Annotated in this window: 13 protein-coding genes; all 13 read right to left on the bottom strand. The window is 63.9% G+C overall.

Going from position 1 to position 16802, the window contains the following annotated elements; all coding sequences use genetic code 11:
- Positions 1 to 9: 9 nt before the first annotated feature.
- Positions 10 to 1734: an SPOR domain-containing protein gene (locus ACYU8T_RS01430; protein WP_461158280.1), complete on the bottom strand. Its 1725-nt coding sequence runs from the start codon at positions 1732 to 1734 to the stop codon at positions 10 to 12.
- Positions 1735 to 1853: 119 nt separating this feature from the next.
- Entirely contained in the window at positions 1854 to 3314 is a 1461-nt protein-coding gene (gene ftsZ / locus ACYU8T_RS01425) for a cell division protein FtsZ (protein ID WP_097091053.1), read from the bottom strand.
- A 110-nt stretch (positions 3315 to 3424) separates the two neighbouring features.
- Positions 3425 to 4711 carry a cell division protein FtsA gene (gene ftsA, locus ACYU8T_RS01420; RefSeq protein ID WP_201514938.1) on the bottom strand — a complete coding sequence of 429 codons (1287 nt, stop codon included), beginning with the start codon at positions 4709 to 4711 and terminating at the stop codon, positions 3425 to 3427.
- 5 nt (positions 4712 to 4716) lie between these two features.
- Positions 4717 to 5655 (bottom strand): cell division protein FtsQ/DivIB, encoded by a 939-nt coding sequence (locus ACYU8T_RS01415; protein WP_461158279.1) that lies wholly within the window; start codon positions 5653 to 5655, stop codon positions 4717 to 4719.
- Positions 5648 to 6607, bottom strand: a complete 960-nt coding sequence (locus tag ACYU8T_RS01410; RefSeq protein WP_461158278.1) for a D-alanine--D-alanine ligase — start codon at positions 6605 to 6607, stop codon at positions 5648 to 5650. Before ACYU8T_RS01410 ends, ACYU8T_RS01415 begins: the two co-directional genes overlap by 8 nt.
- 100 nt (positions 6608 to 6707) lie before the next feature.
- Positions 6708 to 7625: a UDP-N-acetylmuramate dehydrogenase gene (gene murB, locus ACYU8T_RS01405; protein WP_461158277.1), complete on the bottom strand. Its 918-nt coding sequence runs from the start codon at positions 7623 to 7625 to the stop codon at positions 6708 to 6710.
- A gap of 25 nt (positions 7626 to 7650) precedes the next feature.
- Entirely contained in the window at positions 7651 to 9072 is a 1422-nt protein-coding gene (gene murC, locus ACYU8T_RS01400; protein ID WP_461158276.1) for a UDP-N-acetylmuramate--L-alanine ligase, read from the bottom strand.
- 109 nt (positions 9073 to 9181) lie between these two features.
- Positions 9182 to 10348, bottom strand: a complete 1167-nt coding sequence (murG, locus tag ACYU8T_RS01395) for an undecaprenyldiphospho-muramoylpentapeptide beta-N-acetylglucosaminyltransferase (protein WP_461158275.1) — start codon at positions 10346 to 10348, stop codon at positions 9182 to 9184.
- The gene (locus ACYU8T_RS01390) at positions 10345 to 11547 is read right to left on the bottom strand and encodes an FtsW/RodA/SpoVE family cell cycle protein (RefSeq protein ID WP_247234672.1); all 1203 of its coding nucleotides are present in this window, start codon (positions 11545 to 11547) and stop codon (positions 10345 to 10347) included. Before ACYU8T_RS01390 ends, murG begins: the two co-directional genes overlap by 4 nt.
- A 35-nt stretch (positions 11548 to 11582) precedes the next feature.
- A complete protein-coding gene (gene murD, locus ACYU8T_RS01385; protein WP_461159719.1) occupies positions 11583 to 12905 on the bottom strand; it encodes a UDP-N-acetylmuramoyl-L-alanine--D-glutamate ligase in 1323 nt (440 codons plus the stop codon).
- A gap of 5 nt (positions 12906 to 12910) precedes the next feature.
- A complete protein-coding gene (mraY, locus tag ACYU8T_RS01380) occupies positions 12911 to 13984 on the bottom strand; it encodes a phospho-N-acetylmuramoyl-pentapeptide-transferase (RefSeq protein WP_097091045.1) in 1074 nt (357 codons plus the stop codon).
- Positions 13984 to 15363 carry a UDP-N-acetylmuramoyl-tripeptide--D-alanyl-D-alanine ligase gene (locus ACYU8T_RS01375; RefSeq protein WP_461158274.1) on the bottom strand — a complete coding sequence of 460 codons (1380 nt, stop codon included), beginning with the start codon at positions 15361 to 15363 and terminating at the stop codon, positions 13984 to 13986. Before ACYU8T_RS01375 ends, mraY begins: the two co-directional genes overlap by 1 nt.
- Positions 15360 to 16802 carry a UDP-N-acetylmuramoyl-L-alanyl-D-glutamate--2,6-diaminopimelate ligase gene (locus ACYU8T_RS01370; RefSeq protein WP_461158273.1) on the bottom strand — a complete coding sequence of 481 codons (1443 nt, stop codon included), beginning with the start codon at positions 16800 to 16802 and terminating at the stop codon, positions 15360 to 15362. Before ACYU8T_RS01370 ends, ACYU8T_RS01375 begins: the two co-directional genes overlap by 4 nt.

Here is a 16802-nt window from a genome sequence, read left to right as displayed (position 1 = left end):
GGGACGCCCTTACTTCCCTCCTAGCCGTTCGACCACCTCGCCCGCGTCGCTTTGCCACGCGAAGGCGTCAGCACCGGCGGATTTCAGCTTGGCCTCTACCGCCTTGGCGCGGGTGAAGCTGGCAAATGGGCCGATCAACAGGCGGTTGGTGCGGCCCCAGCTGGCCACCCAGCCATCCTGCGGCTTCACATCATCATATTTGCGGCGAAGGCTCTTGAGCGTGAAGCCAAGGGCGCTGCGATCCGCACCCGTGCCGATCTGCACCCAGCTGCGTGCCGGATTGGCGGCAAGCCGGGCTTTTTCCTCGGCCGCTTTCTTCGCCTTGAGATCCGCTTCCGCTTTCGCCTTGGCCTTTGCCGCTGCATCAGCCTTTTCCTTGGCTGCCGCGGCCGCCTTCTTCGCCTTCTCCGCTGCCGCCTGCCGCTCCGCACGGCGCGCAGCCTGAAGCGCTTCGATTTCGGAAAGATCGACCGCTGCCACGCTCACCTGGCGTTCCGACGCAGGAACATCGATGGCGTGGATGATGTCGGCCAAGGTCCGTGTCGCTTCCGGATTGGGTTGCGGACGCGGCGCTGGCGCAACAGCGAGCGGCTGTGGCGTTGGCGCGGATGTTGGCGCTGGCGTCGCCGCACTGGGCCGATTTGGCTGTGCAGGCAGCGAAGCAGCCGGGCGAGCGAGAGGAGCGGAAAATGGCGCAGGCGGCCCCTGCACCTGTGCCGGGCGCGTTTCCGTCGATGTCTGCGCGAAGGTGGATGGCGCAGGATTGGGTGGAACGGGACGGGCAACTGTTGCGGAGGGTTGAGGCGATGAGGGCGTTGCCGTGAAGGAAGGCCTGCTCGGCTGTTGCGTTTGCGCGCTTGGTACGGGCATCGCTGGCCGGACGGCAGTGGACGGCGCCGTCTGGGCTGGAGCCGGAATTGGCCTTGGCGCCGGTGCAGCCGTCGGCGCAGGCGCGGGGCCCGCCCTGGGAGTTGCAGCTGCCAAGGATGTGCCGACGCTGGTCGGGAAATGACCGAAATGCACCGCCGCAGCCTTTTGCGCGGGAGTCAGATAAGGCATCTTCTCCATGTAAGGCGTGAGCGCAGATGCGAGCTGCGCTGGCAAAGTCTGGCTGGCGATCTTTCGCGCATCGGCCTGCTTGTTGTTCATGGCCAGGATGAAAGCGCGATAACGCCATGCAGCGCGGTCACTCTTGTAAAGCAGCGGCTGAAGCACCTTCTCGGCCGCATCAACCTGGCCCGAAATACCGAGCGACGCGGCATAGCGGTAGATAAGATCCGGATCTGCCGGAGCACGCTTGAGCGCCGCCTGATAATCCTGCTGCGCTCCGGCCTGATCACCGGTCATGTCGCGCGCAAGCCCTCGATCTCCGAGTAGCGTGGCCTCGCCAAAGCCAAGGCGGGTTGCCTGATCGAACAGGCGAAGCGCTTCGGCAGGGTTCTGCGCCTTGAGCGCTACTCGTCCAAGCCCCGCCTTCACTCGTCCATTATTGGGCTGGATCGCATCGGCGCGCGCGAAGAAGCCTGCGGCGGCCCGGGTGTCATCCATGTCGATCGCCGCCTCACCTGCCCCGATCAGCGCATCAACATCGCGCGGATTGGATGCCAGACGGGACAGGTTGCGGCTGAGATTTTCAGCGCCCGAGGGGCGGAGCGGTTGGATTTGAGCGGGCTGTGCCTGCGCGGTTCCCGCAACAAGCAGGCCGCCAAGGATCCATAAAGCTGAGCGTTTCACACTAGCCCTTTACCGGATCGATGGGTGAATGGGAAATTTATCGAAGTAAAAAGCGCGCCCGGCCGCCCGATGCAGCCGATGGCGCGCTTTCATATCAAATCGAGCTTCGACCCGCCTTCTTACTGGTTGCTCTGGCGGTTGAGGAAGCGCGGGATGTCCGGCGTCGATGCCGCATCATCGCTGAGGCCAGCATTCTTGTCGGAACCCCGGGTAAGACCGGCCATGCGTTCGAACAAAGTCCCGCCCGAAGCGACGCGGGGCGCAGCCTGAGGTGCGGGAGCAGGGGCTGGAGCAGGCTGCGCTTCGGCTTCCTCGGCGCCGAGCAGTAGTTCATCCTGCGACGGGTCCTCATCCGAAAATACGGCGGCTGGCCGCGCAGGCGCCGCAGCAGCAGGCTTGGGAGCAGGAGCAGCCGCCCGCTCTTCGACCGGAGCCGGAATGGGCGCGGGCGCTGGAGCCGCCGGAACATCCAGTTCCAGCGTTTCCGGCTCGGGCTCAGGTGCTGCAGCCGGAGCGGCCTGCGGCACCGGCCGCGAAGCGGCGGCGGGAACGGCGACGGCGGGACGGCTGGCGAAGCTGAACGGCTGGGTCAGCGGAGCAGCGGCACCCGTGGCCTCGCTGTCGATGCCAGTCGCTACGACCGAGACGCGGATCTTGCCGTTGAGACCATCGTTGAAGGCCGAACCCCAGATGATGTTCGCATCCGGATCGACCAGCTCGCGGATATGATTGGCGGCTTCGTCGACTTCCATCAGGCGCATGTCGTCGCCGCCGACGATGGACACGATGACGCCCTTCGCGCCACGCATCGACACGCCGTCGAGCAACGGGTTGGCGATCGCCTTTTCCGCTGCCTGAAGCGCGCGGCCGTCGCCTTCGGCTTCGCCCGTGCCCATCATCGCCTTGCCCATCTCGCCCATCACCGAGCGGACGTCCGCGAAGTCAAGGTTGATGAGGCCCGGCATCACCATGAGGTCAGTGATGCCGCGAACGCCCTGCTGCAGCACCTCGTCAGCCATCTGGAAGGCTTCCTTGAAGGTGGTGTTGGGGTTCGCGATCAGGAACAGATTCTGGTTCGGGATGACGATGAGGGTATCGACATGCTTCTGCAGCTCCTCGATCCCGCTCTCCGCCGATTTCATGCGGCGATTGCCCTCGAAGGTGAAAGGCTTCGTCACGACGCCGACGGTCAGGATGCCTCGTTCACGCGCAGCCTTCGCAATGACAGGCGCAGCGCCGGTGCCGGTGCCGCCGCCCATGCCAGCGGCAATGAAGCACATATGCGCGCCGTTAAGCGCCTCTTCGACCGAGGTGATCGTTTCTTCAGCAGCAGCCTTGCCGATTTCAGGGCGCGAACCAGCGCCAAGACCTTCAGTGATTTGCGGCCCAAGTTGTATGCGCCGCTCGGCAGGCGAGGCGTTCAGCGCCTGCGCGTCGGTATTGGCGACGATGAAATCCACGCCCTCAACCGACGCGGCGATCATGTTCGCGATGGCGTTGCCGCCCGCGCCGCCGACGCCGATCACCGCGATGCGAGGCTTCAACTCGTCTACATGCGGCGGGCTGATCTCAATGCTCATAAATTCTAGCTCCCTCCAGCTTCGGCGACATGAGCGAAACTGTCATCGAAAGTTAATGCAACAGAAAATAGCGTATTTCACTAGCAAATTTCGTCTGGCTTTAGATTTGTTCAATAGTTCGTCTTCATCGCCCGCACCATGCGCTGCCACCATTGCGGCGCGTTGATACGATGAACGGTCTGTGGCGCAGGCGCTATCGTTCTAAGATCAACCGGGTTTGATGCGCCATAAAGCGCTAGCCCGGCCAGCGTAGCGAAAGCGGGGCCGCTATGCGCCTCCGGCAGAGCGGCAAGGCCACGCGGCCTGCCGATGCGGACGGCGCGGCCCAACGCGCCCTGCGCATAGTCGGCAATGCCCTTCATCTCCGCGCCGCCGCCGGTCAGCACGACCTGGCGTCCCGTCGGCGTATTGAAGCCCATGCCCGCAAGCGCCGCGTTGATTTCGGTCATCAACTGGTTCAGCCGTTCGCAGATGACCGCGACCAGCGCAGCGCGTGTGATTTTGCCACCATCGGCGTTCGGCCCTGCGCTCTGTCCCGGCACGGCGACATCGCCATGCGGGGGCGCGATCTCGATCATTTCGCGGAAGTCCCGGCGGTTTTGCATTGCCGACCCGTAGAAGCATTTGATCCGCTCGGCCTGGCTGCGGCGGATGCCGAAGGCCGACGCAATGTCGTCCGTGATGTCGGACGCGCCGATCGGTATGCTGTGCAGGCCGACCAGCATGCCGCCCGCGTAGAGGGAGACGTTGGTCACGCCAGCGCCCAGTTCCACCAGCGCGACGCCCAGATCACGCTCTTCTTCAGAAAGGCAGGCGAGACCCGTCGCGATTGGCGAGGCGACGATCGAATTGACGTTGAGATAGGCTCCCCGCACGCACAGGTCGAGGTTGGCGAGCGGCGCGCCATCGGCCAGCACGACATGGATATCGACGCCCAGCAAGTCGGCATGCATGCCGAGCGGCTTCTTGACGGGCACCTTGCCATTGATGGTGAAGCAAGTGGGCTGGGCATGCAGCACGACGCGCCCATCGGGATCGATCCCCTGCTGCCCTGTCGCAAGCAGATCGTCGATGTCGGCCTGTTCGACGCGATAGCCGCCCATGTCGCGCTCGACCGTCACTACGTCACTAACCAGGCTGCCGCCGGAAAAGCTGACCCACACATCCTCGATGTTGGTGCCCGCCACCCGCTCTGCCTGCTCGACAGTTTCGCGCACGGCCAATTCGGTCCGCTCCATGTCGGCGATAAAGCCGCGTCGGACACCACGGCTTTCCCGCTGGCCGGTCCCCAATATCGCCAACTCACCCGTCTCGGTCCGGCCTGCGATGAGCGCCGAAACCTTCCACGATCCAATGTCGATCGCGGTGACGAGCTTGTCGACCTTGGGCTGGGCCATGCGCGTCAGCCTTCCTCGCCCTGAGGCTGGGCCTCGGCGCTCGCCGCAGCCTTGTCGTTCACCTGATTTTGCGGGAGCCGCAGGACGAAGCGATCGGGATCGCGCATGTCGAACTTCACGATGCCGCGCCCCAGCAGGCGGTTGACGCCATCCATGCGCGCGAAATTGACCAGCGCGGTTGCAGAGGCCCTGTCTCCCTCAGGCAGCGAAAGCGTTTCACCCGACTGAAAGCGCAAATCCCAGCGACGGTTCCCGACCCAGGTCGCACCGGCCAGCATGGGTTTCAGCGCGGGCGCATTTTCCATGAGCTTGTTGAGGCCCGCAGTCTGGCGATTGGCATCCGGGCCGACGACCAGCGGCAGGTCCGGCATCGCGTCGGTGGATACGGACTGAAGCACCACGCCCTGTACGTCGATGAGGTGCAATTGCCCGTCATGCTGCCAGACCGCCACCGGGTCGCGCTCGACGATATCGACCACCAGAGTGTCAGGCAGGCGGCGCGAAATGCGCGCGTCCTTGACCCAGCCGAGCTTCAGCATTTCATCACGAACCTTGGGCAGGTCGAGCGACAGCATGGAGCGGTCCACTTGGCCGAGCGCGATATTATAGACCGGCAACTCGTCCATGCGCTCGACGCCGCGCACTTCGACCTTCTGCACCTCGAACCCGGCGCTGGCGGCGACTTCGGCTGCCTTCTGCCCAGCCATGGCGGGGACGCCCATCAGCATGGCGATGCCACCAAGTGCGAGGACGACGATACCGACAATCGCCCAGCTCGCCATGCGCTGAAGCGTGTCGTCGCTGACCGGCAGCGCGTGCAGCATACGGCCAAACCAGGAACGACGCTTGCCTGGCTTTCCCCGGCCGGGGCCGGTGCGGCCGCGCGGTCCGGTCGTCCGCGTCAGTCGCGCCGTCCCTCCGCGCCGGATGCGTGCTTCAGCCATGCCCTGCCCCCTTTGCGCCCTGCTTTTGCGTCAGCGCATCCTCGACAATACGCTCGACCAGCTCGGCATAGTCAATGCCCAGTTTCGCCGCCTGCTCGGGCACGAGGCTGAGCGGTGTCATGCCGGGCTGCGTGTTCACCTCCAGCAGGTAAAGCCCGTCCACCCCCTGCGTGTCGTCCCAGCGGAAATCGGACCGCGAAGCCCCCTTGCAGCCCAAAAGCTGATGCGCGCGAAGGGCGATGGCCTTGCAGGCTTCACCGATCTCGTTCGGGATTTCGGCCGGGCAGACATGCTCTGTCATACCATCGGTATATTTGGCGTCGAAATCATAGAAGCCGCTCTTGGGGCGCAGTTCCGTCACCAGCAGCGCCTCGTCACCGAGAACGGCAGTCGTCAGTTCGCGCCCGCGAATATAGGGTTCGGCAAGCAGCTGATCGAAATGCTGCCAGGGCCCTTCTACGTCACGGCCGATGGGCGAACCATAGTTACCATCCTGAGTGACGATGGCGACGCCGACGGAGCTGCCTTCATTGACGGGCTTCACGACATAGGGGCGCGGCAGGGGATCGGCTTCGAACAGGCTGGCGCTGTCCACGATATGACCGCCGGGCATCGGAATGCCGTTGGGCACCAGCGCTTGCTTGGTCAGCTGCTTGTCGATCGCGATGACGGAGGTGGCGAGGCCCGAATGGGTGTAAGTGAGACCCATCAGGTCCATCATGCCTTGAACCGTCCCGTCCTCCCCCGGAACGCCATGGAGCGCGTTGAACACGACATCGGCCTTGGCTTCCGCAAGCCGGGCAGCAACGTTGCGATCCATATCGATCCGCGTGACCTTGTGCCCGCGCGATTCCAGCGCCTTGGCCACGCCCTCGCCGCTCATCAGCGACACCGGGCGCTCGGCGGACCAGCCTCCCATGAGAACGGCGACATGCCAGGGGCCACGGGTCATTCCATTATCTCCGTCATCCCGGCGGAAGCTGGGATCTGGTTGGTCTTGTAAAGAAAGCGAGAACCCAGCTTTTGCTGAGGTGACATGAGGGTGGAGAGCATCACCTCTTCACTCCCACCCGCTGGATTTCCCATTCAAGTTCGATGCCGCTCTTTGCCTTCACCCGGCGGCGGACTTCCTCACCCAGCGCTTCGATATCGGCGCTGCTGGCGTCGCCCAAGTTGAGGAGGAAATTGGTATGCTTTTGCGAAACCTGTGCACCGCCCAGTTGCAGCCCCCGGCAGCCGGCCTCATCGACCAGCGCCCAAGCCTTATGGCCTTCGGGATTCTTGAATGTCGACCCACCGGTCTTGCTGCGGAGCGGCTGGCTTTCCTCACGCGCGGCGGCGATCCGGTCCATCTCCGTCTGAATCTCGGCAGGCTCGCCGGGAACGCCCCGGAACAAGGCGCTGACCACGACCGCGCCTTCGGGCAGGCTGCTGTGACGGTAAGTATAGCCCAACGCATCAAGCGGCAGCGTCACCCGCTCACCAGAGCGCAGTATGACGTCGCATTCGACCAGAATATCGCATGTCTCGCGCCCATAAGCGCCGCCATTCATCCGCACGAAACCGCCCACCGTGCCCGGAATCGAGCGCAGGAACTCCATCCCTGCGATGCCAGCATCCCGCGCGGTGGAGGAGACCAGGATGCCCGACGCCCCGCCCCCACAACGAAGTGTGGTGGCGTCGGCTTGCTCGACCTTCGCGAAGGGCTTGCCCAGACGCACGACGACGCCGGGAACGCCGCCGTCCCGCACGATCAGGTTGGAGCCGAGGCCGAGCGCCATCACCGGTATCGCCGGATCGAGGCGCACCAGAAAATCCGACAGATCTTCTGCATCCTTGGGTTCGAACAGCCATTGCGCCGCACCGCCCGCCTTGAACCAGACGAGCGGAGCCAGCGGGGCGCCAGCCTTCAATGACCCGCGAACCGGAGGAAGGGAGGCCAACGCGGTGGTCACCCCAGTGCTTTCCATGCAGAAGATCGGTCCAACTGCGCCATCATGCCGCTTCTTTGGCTGCGATAGCGGGAGCCAGGCCCGCAGCCCATTTGGTGATATCGCCCGCGCCCAGGCAGATGATCATGTCATCGGCCTGAACGTCGCTAGCAATTACGCGGGCAAGATCGTCCGCGCCCTCGACTGTGGCGGCCGAACGATGTCCGCGCCGCTTCAAGCCCGCTACCAGTTCAGCGCTGTCCACGCCCTCGATCGGCTGCTCGCCCGCCGGATAGACCGGGGCGGCATAGACGATGTCGGCATCGTTGAACGCCTGCTGGAACTCGTCCATCAAGTCGCGAAGCCGGGTGTAACGGTGCGGCTGCACCACAGCGATGACGCGGCCCTTGGCTCCCTCGCGCGCGGCCGCCAGCACAGCCTTGATCTCGACCGGGTGGTGGCCATAATCGTCGATCACCGTCGCGATCCCCTGCCCCGCCGGTATCTCCCCAACCTTGGTAAAGCGACGCTTCACGCCGCCGAACTTTGCAAAGCCGGTCTGGATCGTCGCGTCGTCGATGCCCATCTGCAACGCCACGCCTATCGCCGCCATGGCGTTCAGCACATTATGGCGGCCGGGCATCGGCATTTCGATGCCCTCGATGCGGCGGAGAGAACCGTCGCGCTCGCGGATCTGCACATCGAAGCGATTGCCGCCGGGGATCGGCTGAACATTTTCGCCGCGAATATCAGCCTGCGCCGAAAAGCCATAGGTGACGATGCGCCGGTCCTGCACGCGCGGCAGAATCGCCTGCACTTCCGGATGATCGAGGCAGAGCATCGCAGCGCCGTAGAAGGGCACATTTTCGACAAATTCGACAAAGGCATCCTTTACCTTCTCGAAGCTGCCATAATGGTCGAGATGCTCAGGATCGATGTTGGTGACGACCGCTAGCGTACCGTCGAGGCGTAGGAAGCTCCCGTCGCTCTCGTCCGCTTCGACAACCATCCAGTCGCTCTTGCCGAGGCGCGCGTTCGAGCCATAGCTGTTGATGATGCCGCCATTGATCACGGTCGGATCAACTCCGCCCGCGTCGAGCAAGGCCGCGACCATCGATGTCGTCGTGGTTTTCCCGTGGGTGCCTGCGACCGCGACCGTGGATTTGAGACGCATCAGCTCGGCAAGCATTTCCGCGCGGCGGATCACGGGAACGCGGCGTTCCAGCGCCAGATCGACTTCCGGGTTGCCCTTCTTGATCGCGGTGGAGGTCACGACCACGGCGGCGTCGCCCAGATTTTCAGCCTTATGGCCGATCATCACGTCGATGCCCTTCTTGCGCAGCCCTTCAACGACATAGCCCTCGGCGACGTCGGAACCCTGAACCTTGTAACCCAGGTTGTGCATCACCTCGGCGATGCCGGACATGCCGATGCCGCCAATGCCGATGAAATGGATCGTGCCGATGTCGGTGCCGACACCCTTCATGCGATAGTCTCCAGAATGCGAACAGCACCGCCTCCCGGTCCCTTGGGAGCGACGGCGCGAGAAGGAATGAGATTCCAGCTTTCGCTGGGATGACTTGAGGGGTTCATGGTCATGCAGGAACACCCTGCAAGTTCAAGCTCGTCGGCACCGGACCGACCTTGAGCGGATCGTTCATGATCGGCGCAGGGCCGATGCTTTCGAGCAGGTCGGCCATGTCGCGCGCGGCATTCGGGCGACCGCAGGCTCTGGCGCGCTTGGCGGCGTTCTGAAGCGCGCCCGGCTCCATCGCCATCTTCTGCATCTGCTTGGCGAGTTCGACGGCAGTGAAACGCGACTGCGCTATCGTCCGCGCGCCGCCTGCCTCCGTCATTTCACGGGCATTGGCCGTCTGGTGATCATCCATTGCGCTCGGCAGCGGGACAAGGATGGCCGGCCGGCCTGCACAGGTCAGTTCCGCCAGCGTCGATGCGCCAGCGCGCGCGATCACAAGATGCGACCAACTCAGCTTTTCCGGCACATCGTTGAAATAGGTCGCGAGGTCAGCGGGTATCTCAAGCTCCGCGTAGAAGCGCCGCACCCGCTCGATATCCTCCGCGCGGCACTGCTGCGTGACCTGCAATCGGCGGCGCAGGCTGAGCGGCAACATGCCAAGACCATCCGGGACCACGGAAGAAAGGATGCTGGCGCCCTGGCTGCCGCCGATGACGAGCACACGGAAGACGCTTTCATCCGTCAGTGCAGGAAATTCCTCATCCCGCAGCGCCCTCACTTCCTCGCGAACCGGATTGCCGACCAGATGCACCTTGCCCGCATATCTGTCGCGCAGGCGCTCGACCTTTGGATAAGCCGTCGCGATCGCGTCGACGCGGCGCGCGAGCAGGCGGTTCACCCGGCCCAGGACGGCGTTCTGCTCATGGATGGCGGTGGGGATGCCATCAGCCAGCGCGCCCAACAGCGCAGGCATCGCGGGATAGCCGCCGAAGCCGACGACAGCGGTAGGGCGAAAGGTTTCGTTGAGGCGACGCGCCATGGCGCGGCCTGCAAGGATGGCTTTCAGCGCGCCCGGCCAGCTTTTCGGGTTCTTCGTCATGCGCCCGGCAGGGAGGACATGGACCTGCGCGCGATCGAAAATGCCCGGGATCTTCGCCCCACGCTCGTCGGTGACCAGCGCGACATGATGGCCGCGCGCCATCAACTCTTCGGCGACGGCATGCGCCGGGATCATGTGACCGCCCGTCCCACCCGCGGCCAGGACGAAGTGACGGGAAATGCTCATCGACCACTCCATTTGACGACGGTATGCCGCCCCATGAAGGGATTGCGCCGTGTGAACGCAAGCAGCAGGCCGACCCCGATACAAAGCGCCAGCATAGAGGAGCCGCCATAGCTGATAAAGGGCAGCGTCATGCCCTTCGATGGAAATATCTGGGCATTGACGCCCATGTTGATGATCGCCTGCAACCCGAACTGAGTGGTGAGGCCCGCAGCCGCGAGGATCGTGAAATTATCGTCCTCGTCGAGCATGCGCAGCAGCACGCGGACGATGACCGCCAGATAGACGCAGGCGATGCCGATGCAGGCGAGAAGCCCGAATTCTTCCCCGATCACCGAGAAGATATAATCAGTGTGCGCTTCGGGCAGGCGGAACTTCTGCTGGCCGCCGCCCGGCCCTACGCCGGTGAAGCCCCCATGGGTGATGGTGCGGAAAGCCAGCTCCGTCTGATCAGGCCCCGTGTCTTGCGCAACGCCGATGCCAAGGAAGTCGTTGATGCGCTGACGGCCGTTTTCGTAGAACATGTACATGGCGACCAGGCCCGCCAGCGCCACCCCGCCCATCATGCCGATGAACCGCATCGACACGCCCGAGAGCAGAAGCAGGCATCCCCAGCAGGCGAGGAAGATCACCGTCTGGCCGAAATCCGGCTGCTTCATCAGGATTGCCGCTATCAGCAGCGTCAGGGCGCCCGTCAGCGGGATGACCGGCAAGCTCATGTCCTTGCCGCGCAGAGACAAAAGCCAGGCCATGGTCACGACATAGACCGGCTTCAAAAACTCGGACGGCTGGAAGCGGAAACCGGGCAAGTCGATCCAGCGCCGCGCGCCGTTCACGGTCGATCCCAATATGGGCACGCACAGCAGCATCAAGGCAAAGAAGATCGTCATGAATATGGCGAGCCGGCGCGCCTGCTGCCGGGGCAACATTGATATGACGAGCATGATGGGCAGGCCGATGAACACCCAGATCAACTGGCGGTAGAAATAGATAAGCGGCGTCACCGACACGCTGCTGGTCGACCGATCGATCGCCGCGACGGGGGACGCCGCCGCGACGGCAACCAAGCCGATCGCCATCAGCGCGACGATCAGCGAGAGGAGGACGCGGTCGATCTCCCAGAACCAGATGGCCAGGGCCGTACGCTCGCGCGGAACGGTGCGGTTCTTGAACCCCTTCACCAGTTCGCCTGCCCTGAACATTTTTCTGTCGCCCCTTCTTCGCCCCTGCCCTGCCTTTAGCCGTCCACGCCCCCTTCTTCCAGCGCCGCGACCGCGGCAACGAAGGCATCACCTCTCGCCTCGAAATCCCGGAATTGGTCGAAACTGGCACAGGCTGGCGAAAGCAGCACAACGTCGCCAGGCTGTGCCACGCGAGCGGCCCGGCGGACGGCGGCCGATAGCATCTCGCTATCATCCACCGCCATATGATCTTTCAGCAGATCAGCGAACATATGGCCCGCTTCACCGATGGTGTAAGCGGCAGCGACATTGCCGAACCATGGCGCGCATTCGTCCAGATTGTCCGTCTTTGCAAGGCCGCCGACGATCCAATGCAGACGCTGCCGGCCGTCGACAGGTGGATAGGCGGCGAGCGCGGGCGCCGTGGAGGCAGGGTTGGTCGCCTTGCTGTCATTGACGTAGAGGACGCCATTCAGCTCGCGAACGCGCTGCATGCGGTGGGGCAGGCTGGCATAGCTTTGCAGCGCGGCCTCGATCGTCGCCTCGTCAATGCCGAGCGCTTTGGCGACCGCAATGGCGACAGCAGCATTCTGCGCATTGTGCGGCCCTTGAAGCGATGGCCATCGCGCCTGCTCCGCAGGATCGATGTCGTCGGCCCTTACCTCGACCCGCTGAGCGCCCGCCTGAGCGGCAATCGACCGGCTCGGCTCATCTTCGGTCGCAATCACCGCGACATGGCCGGACGACTGCATGCCAAAGAGCCGCGCCTTGGAGGCCACATAGCCTTCAAAGCCGTTATAGCGATCAAGATGATCCGGCGTGATGTTGAGCAACACCGCGACATCGCAGTCCAGGCTCTGCGTCAGGTCGATCTGGTAGCTCGACAGCTCAAGCACATAGACACCACCTTCCGGCAGCGGCTCCTGTCCCAGGATCGGCAATCCGATATTGCCGCCCATCCGGGTCGGAATGCCCGCCGCCTCGATAATGTGGTGCACCAGCGCCGTCGTCGTCGACTTGCCATTAGTGCCCGTGATCCCGACGACGCGATGGGGAGGAAGCGTCGGCCGGGCCAGTGCGAACAGCTCGATATCGCCGATGACCGGCACGCCCGCGAGCTTCGCATGCATCGCGATTGGATGCTTGTTGAGGGGGACGCCCGGCGAAACGACCACGCCGTCGAAACCGGCAAGGTCGATCTCCAGCGGGTCCGCCAACTCAGCCTTATCAGCGACAGCGGCGCGCGCTTCATCGCGATTGTCCCAGGCGACAACTCGCGCCCCGCTCGCCACCAGCGCTTCGACGGTGGCAAGGCCGGACCGCGCTAGGCCCAGGACAGCGTAGCTTTTGCCAGCAAAGGCTGAAGAGGCAAGTGCCATATCGCTCACCGCAGCTTCAGCGTTGCAAGACCGGCAAGCGCCAACACGAAGGAGATGATCCAGAAGCGGATCACGACTGTCGGCTCAGCCCAGCCCAGCTGCTCGAAATGATGGTGGATCGGCGCCATTTTGAACACCCGCTTGCCCGTCCGCTTGTAGAAGAAAACCTGGATGATGACGCTCATTGCTTCAACGACGAACAGGCCGCCGATGACGCCGAGCACGATTTCATGATGCGCGGTGACCGCGATCACGCCGATCGTGCCGCCGAGCGCCAGGCTGCCAGTGTCGCCCATGAAAACGGCGGCAGGCGGGGCGTTGAACCAGAGGAAGGCCAGACCCGCCCCGATAATCGCGCCGCACAATATGGTGAGATTGCCCGCGCCCGGCACATGCGGAATGCCGAGATAAGAGGCAAAGTCGGCACGACCAACGAGATAGACGATCGCCATGAAGGCCATGCAGGCGATTATCACCGGCATGGTCGCCAGCCCATCGAGCCCATCGGTTAGGTTCACGGCATTGCCAAACGCCACGATCACAAAGGCTGCGAAAAGGAAATAGAAGGGGCCAAGTTCGATCGCAGGCCCATTGTAGAAGGGTAGATAAAGCGCAGTGTTGCCATGCTGGTTGACGATCAACCAGGCCGCCACGCCAGCAATCAGAAATTCGAACGCAAGGCGCATCTTGCCTGACAGCCCCTTGTGGCTCGCCTTCGTCACCTTGTCATAATCGTCGAGAAAGCCGATCGCGCCGAAGCCCAGCGTCACGAACAGGCAAGCCCAGACATAGATGGACGACAGGTCCATCCAGAGCAGCACCGATGTGATCATCGACGTGAGGATCATGAGGCCGCCCATGGTCGGCGTACCCCGCTTGGCAAGATGGCTCTGCGGGCCATCGTCGCGGATCGGCTGGCCCTTGCCCTGCCGCACCCGCAGCCAACCAATGAACCGGGGGCCAAGGAGCAGGCCAATGATAAGCGCAGTCGCAATCGTCGCGCCCGCGCGAAAGCTCAAATAGCGGACAAGGTTGAACACCCCCGCAAAATCCATGGTCTGGGCGAGCCAGTAGAGCATTAGTTCTTATGTTCCCCAAGCGCGGCGACCAGGCGCGACAGGCCGATGCCGTTCGAGCCCTTGACCAGGATCGCGTCGCCAGCGCGCATTTCCGTCTGGATGAGATTGGTGGCGGCCGCCGTATCCGGCACATGAGCAAAGGCCAACCGCTGCCCCTGCAGTGTGTCGGCCAGCGGTGTCATTTCATCGCCCACCAGAATGGCATAATCGACTTTCCCGGCCGCGAGGGAGCCGGCAAGCCCCGCGTGCAGTTCGTAGCTGCGATCGCCCAACTCGCGCATGCCGCCCAACACCGCAATGCGACGGCTGGCGTCTTCCTTGCCCAACTGCTTGAGCGTGGCTGCCATGCTGAGCGGATTGGCATTGTAGCTTTCGTCGATGAGCAGCGCTTCTCCGCCCGCAACGGCAATCATCCGCCGTTCGCCCCGCCCCGGCAGGCCCGGCAGTTCGGCCAGCGCAAGTCCCGCAGCCGCAAGATCGCCGCCCAATGCTTCGACCGCCGCCAACACCGCCAGCGCGTTCGACACCCAATGTTCACCCGGCGCGCCCACGGTAAAGCAGAGTTCGGCGCTGGGCAGCGTGGCCGTGACCAACGTCCCGCCATTTGCCGCCGGAACCATGTCACGCGCGCGTACATCCGCCTCTTCATCGAAACCGAAGGTCAGGATACGGGCGGCATGCTGCTCCGCCTTGGCGTAGAGCGCGGCTACATGCGGACTGTCATAGGGAATGACGGCGGTGCCATCGGGCTCAAGCCCTTCGAATATCTCCGCCTTGGCCTCTGCGATCTTCTCTTCGGTGCCGAAAAATTCGATATGCGCGGGGGCGATGGCAGTGACGATGGCGACATGGGGCCGGACTTGCCGCGTCAGCTCCGCCAGCTCGCCTGCGTGGTTCATGCCCATCTCGAACACGCCGAAGGCCGACGCACGAGGCATGCGCGAAAGGCTGAGCGGCACGCCGACATGGTTGTTGTAGCTCTTGACCGAACGATGCACCTGAACCGGACAGATGCGATCGAGCGCATGGAACAGCGCTTCCTTGGTTCCCGTCTTGCCGACCGAGCCCGTCACCCCGACGACCTTGCCCTGCATGCGCGCGCGGGAGGCGCGGCCCAATGCTTCCAGCGCGGCGGCACTGTCGGGAACGAGGATATGAGGCTGCGAAACCGGTTCGCTGACGATTGCCCCAGCCGCGCCTTGACCAAAGGCCTTGTCGATGAAGCGATGGCCATCCGTCGTCTCGCCCTTCATCGCGACGAACAGGTCACCGCCCGTCACTTCGCGGCTGTCGAAGGCGACACCTGAAACGGCGAAGGGCGCCGAAGCGACGCCCCCTGTGGCTTGCGCTATTTCCTCGGAGGTCCAGAGGTCGCTCACCCTGCGCACTCCCGGGCAACGGTGACATCGTCGAAGGGCAGCACCCGGTCGCCGATAATCTGTCCCTGTTCGTGCCCCTTGCCTGCCAGCAGCACGATGTCATCGGCTCCGGCCTGCGCGATCGCTGCGGCGATGGCAGCGCGGCGGCCGCCGATTTCCTCGGCGCTTGGTGCCCCAGCCATGACGGCAGCGCGAATGGCGGAAGGATCCTCCGACCGGGGATTGTCGTCAGTGATGATGACATGATCGGCCAACTCGGCCGCCACCTTGCCCATCTGCGGACGTTTGCCGGCATCACGGTCGCCGCCCGCGCCAAACAGTGCGATCAGCTTGCCGCGCGTATGCGGCCGCAGCGCTTCGATGGCGGCCCGCAAGCCCTCTGGCGTATGGGCGTAATCGACATAGACGGGCGCACCCGCTTTGGTAATCACCGCGCGTTCCAGGCGACCACGAACCGGCTGTACCCGGCCAAGCAGTTCCAGGACCTTCGCCGCATCCTCGCCGCCAGCGATAACGAGCCCCGCAGCAGTCAAGGCATTAGCGGACTGATAGGCACCAATCAGCGGCAGATTGACCTTGTAGAGCCTGCCCTCGACCTCGATTTCCAGCGTCTGGCCCAACTGGGTCGGGGTGCGGTTGGCAAGACGCAATGCCTGCCCCTGCACCCCGACGCTCAGCACACGAAGCCCCCGCTTCGTAGCTCGCTGGATAACCTTGCCCGACCATAAGTCATCGGCCCACACGACGGCCGCGCCGTCGGGAGCGACCACCTCATCGAACAGCCGCATCTTGGCATCGAAATAACTGTCCATGTCGCCATGATAATCAAGATGATCGCGCGACAGGTTTGTGAAGGCGGCGGCAGATACCGGCAGGCCCTCGGTTCGATATTGCGCAAGACCATGGCTAGACGCTTCGAAGGCGGCGTGGGTGATGCCCTCACGCTTCAGACCGGACATGTTGGAAAGGAAGGTGACGATGTCCGGCGTCGTCAGCCCGGTCGATACCTGATCCACGGAGGTGGTGACGCCCAGCGTCCCGATAGACGCCGAATGATGGCCAAGCATCCGCCAAAGCTGACGGGCCAGCTCGACCGTAGACGTCTTGCCATTGGTGCCGGTGACGGCAACCGTCACCTCGGGGAAGGGCGCGAAATAGCGGGCGGCGAGCAGCGCGAAGAGGCGGCGGGGATTGTCATGCGCGATATGCGTCGCCCCCTCCACCTTGGCTTCCGGCCGGGCGACCACTGCGACGGCCCCGGCGCGCACGGCATCGGCAATGAAGTCCTCGCCATTCACCCGAAGCCCCTGAAAGGCGCCGAAGACCGTGCCAGGCGCAACCTTCCGATTATCGATCGCGAAGCCCGACACTGCGGCGTCAAGCGGCACCGCAGCGTCGAGCTTCACATCCAGCCCCTCGATGAGCGACCCGAGGCGCAT

The sequence above is a fragment of the Sphingobium sp. TomMM35A genome (assembly GCF_054771735.1).
This window is presented reverse-complemented; position numbering and strand designations above follow the sequence as displayed.

Bases quoted from the DNA above. Each gene is read 5' to 3' on its own strand.
- ftsZ (WP_097091053.1), bottom strand. From the start codon at position 3,314: ATGAGCATTGAGATCAGCCCGCCGCATGTAGACGAGTTGAAGCCTCGC.
- ftsA (WP_201514938.1), bottom strand. From the start codon at position 4,711: ATGGCCCAGCCCAAGGTCGACAAGCTCGTCACCGCGATCGACATTGGA.
- ACYU8T_RS01415 (WP_461158279.1), bottom strand. From the start codon at position 5,655: ATGGCTGAAGCACGCATCCGGCGCGGAGGGACGGCGCGACTGACGCGG.
- ACYU8T_RS01410 (WP_461158278.1), bottom strand. From the start codon at position 6,607: ATGACCCGTGGCCCCTGGCATGTCGCCGTTCTCATGGGAGGCTGGTCC.
- murB (WP_461158277.1), bottom strand. From the start codon at position 7,625: ATGGAAAGCACTGGGGTGACCACCGCGTTGGCCTCCCTTCCTCCGGTT.
- murC (WP_461158276.1), bottom strand. From the start codon at position 9,072: ATGAAGGGTGTCGGCACCGACATCGGCACGATCCATTTCATCGGCATT.
- murG (WP_461158275.1), bottom strand. From the start codon at position 10,348: ATGAGCATTTCCCGTCACTTCGTCCTGGCCGCGGGTGGGACGGGCGGT.
- ACYU8T_RS01390 (WP_247234672.1), bottom strand. From the start codon at position 11,547: ATGTTCAGGGCAGGCGAACTGGTGAAGGGGTTCAAGAACCGCACCGTT.
- murD (WP_461159719.1), bottom strand. From the start codon at position 12,905: ATGGCACTTGCCTCTTCAGCCTTTGCTGGCAAAAGCTACGCTGTCCTG.
- mraY (WP_097091045.1), bottom strand. From the start codon at position 13,984: ATGCTCTACTGGCTCGCCCAGACCATGGATTTTGCGGGGGTGTTCAAC.
- ACYU8T_RS01370 (WP_461158273.1), bottom strand. From the start codon at position 16,802: ATGCGCCTCGGGTCGCTCATCGAGGGGCTGGATGTGAAGCTCGACGCT.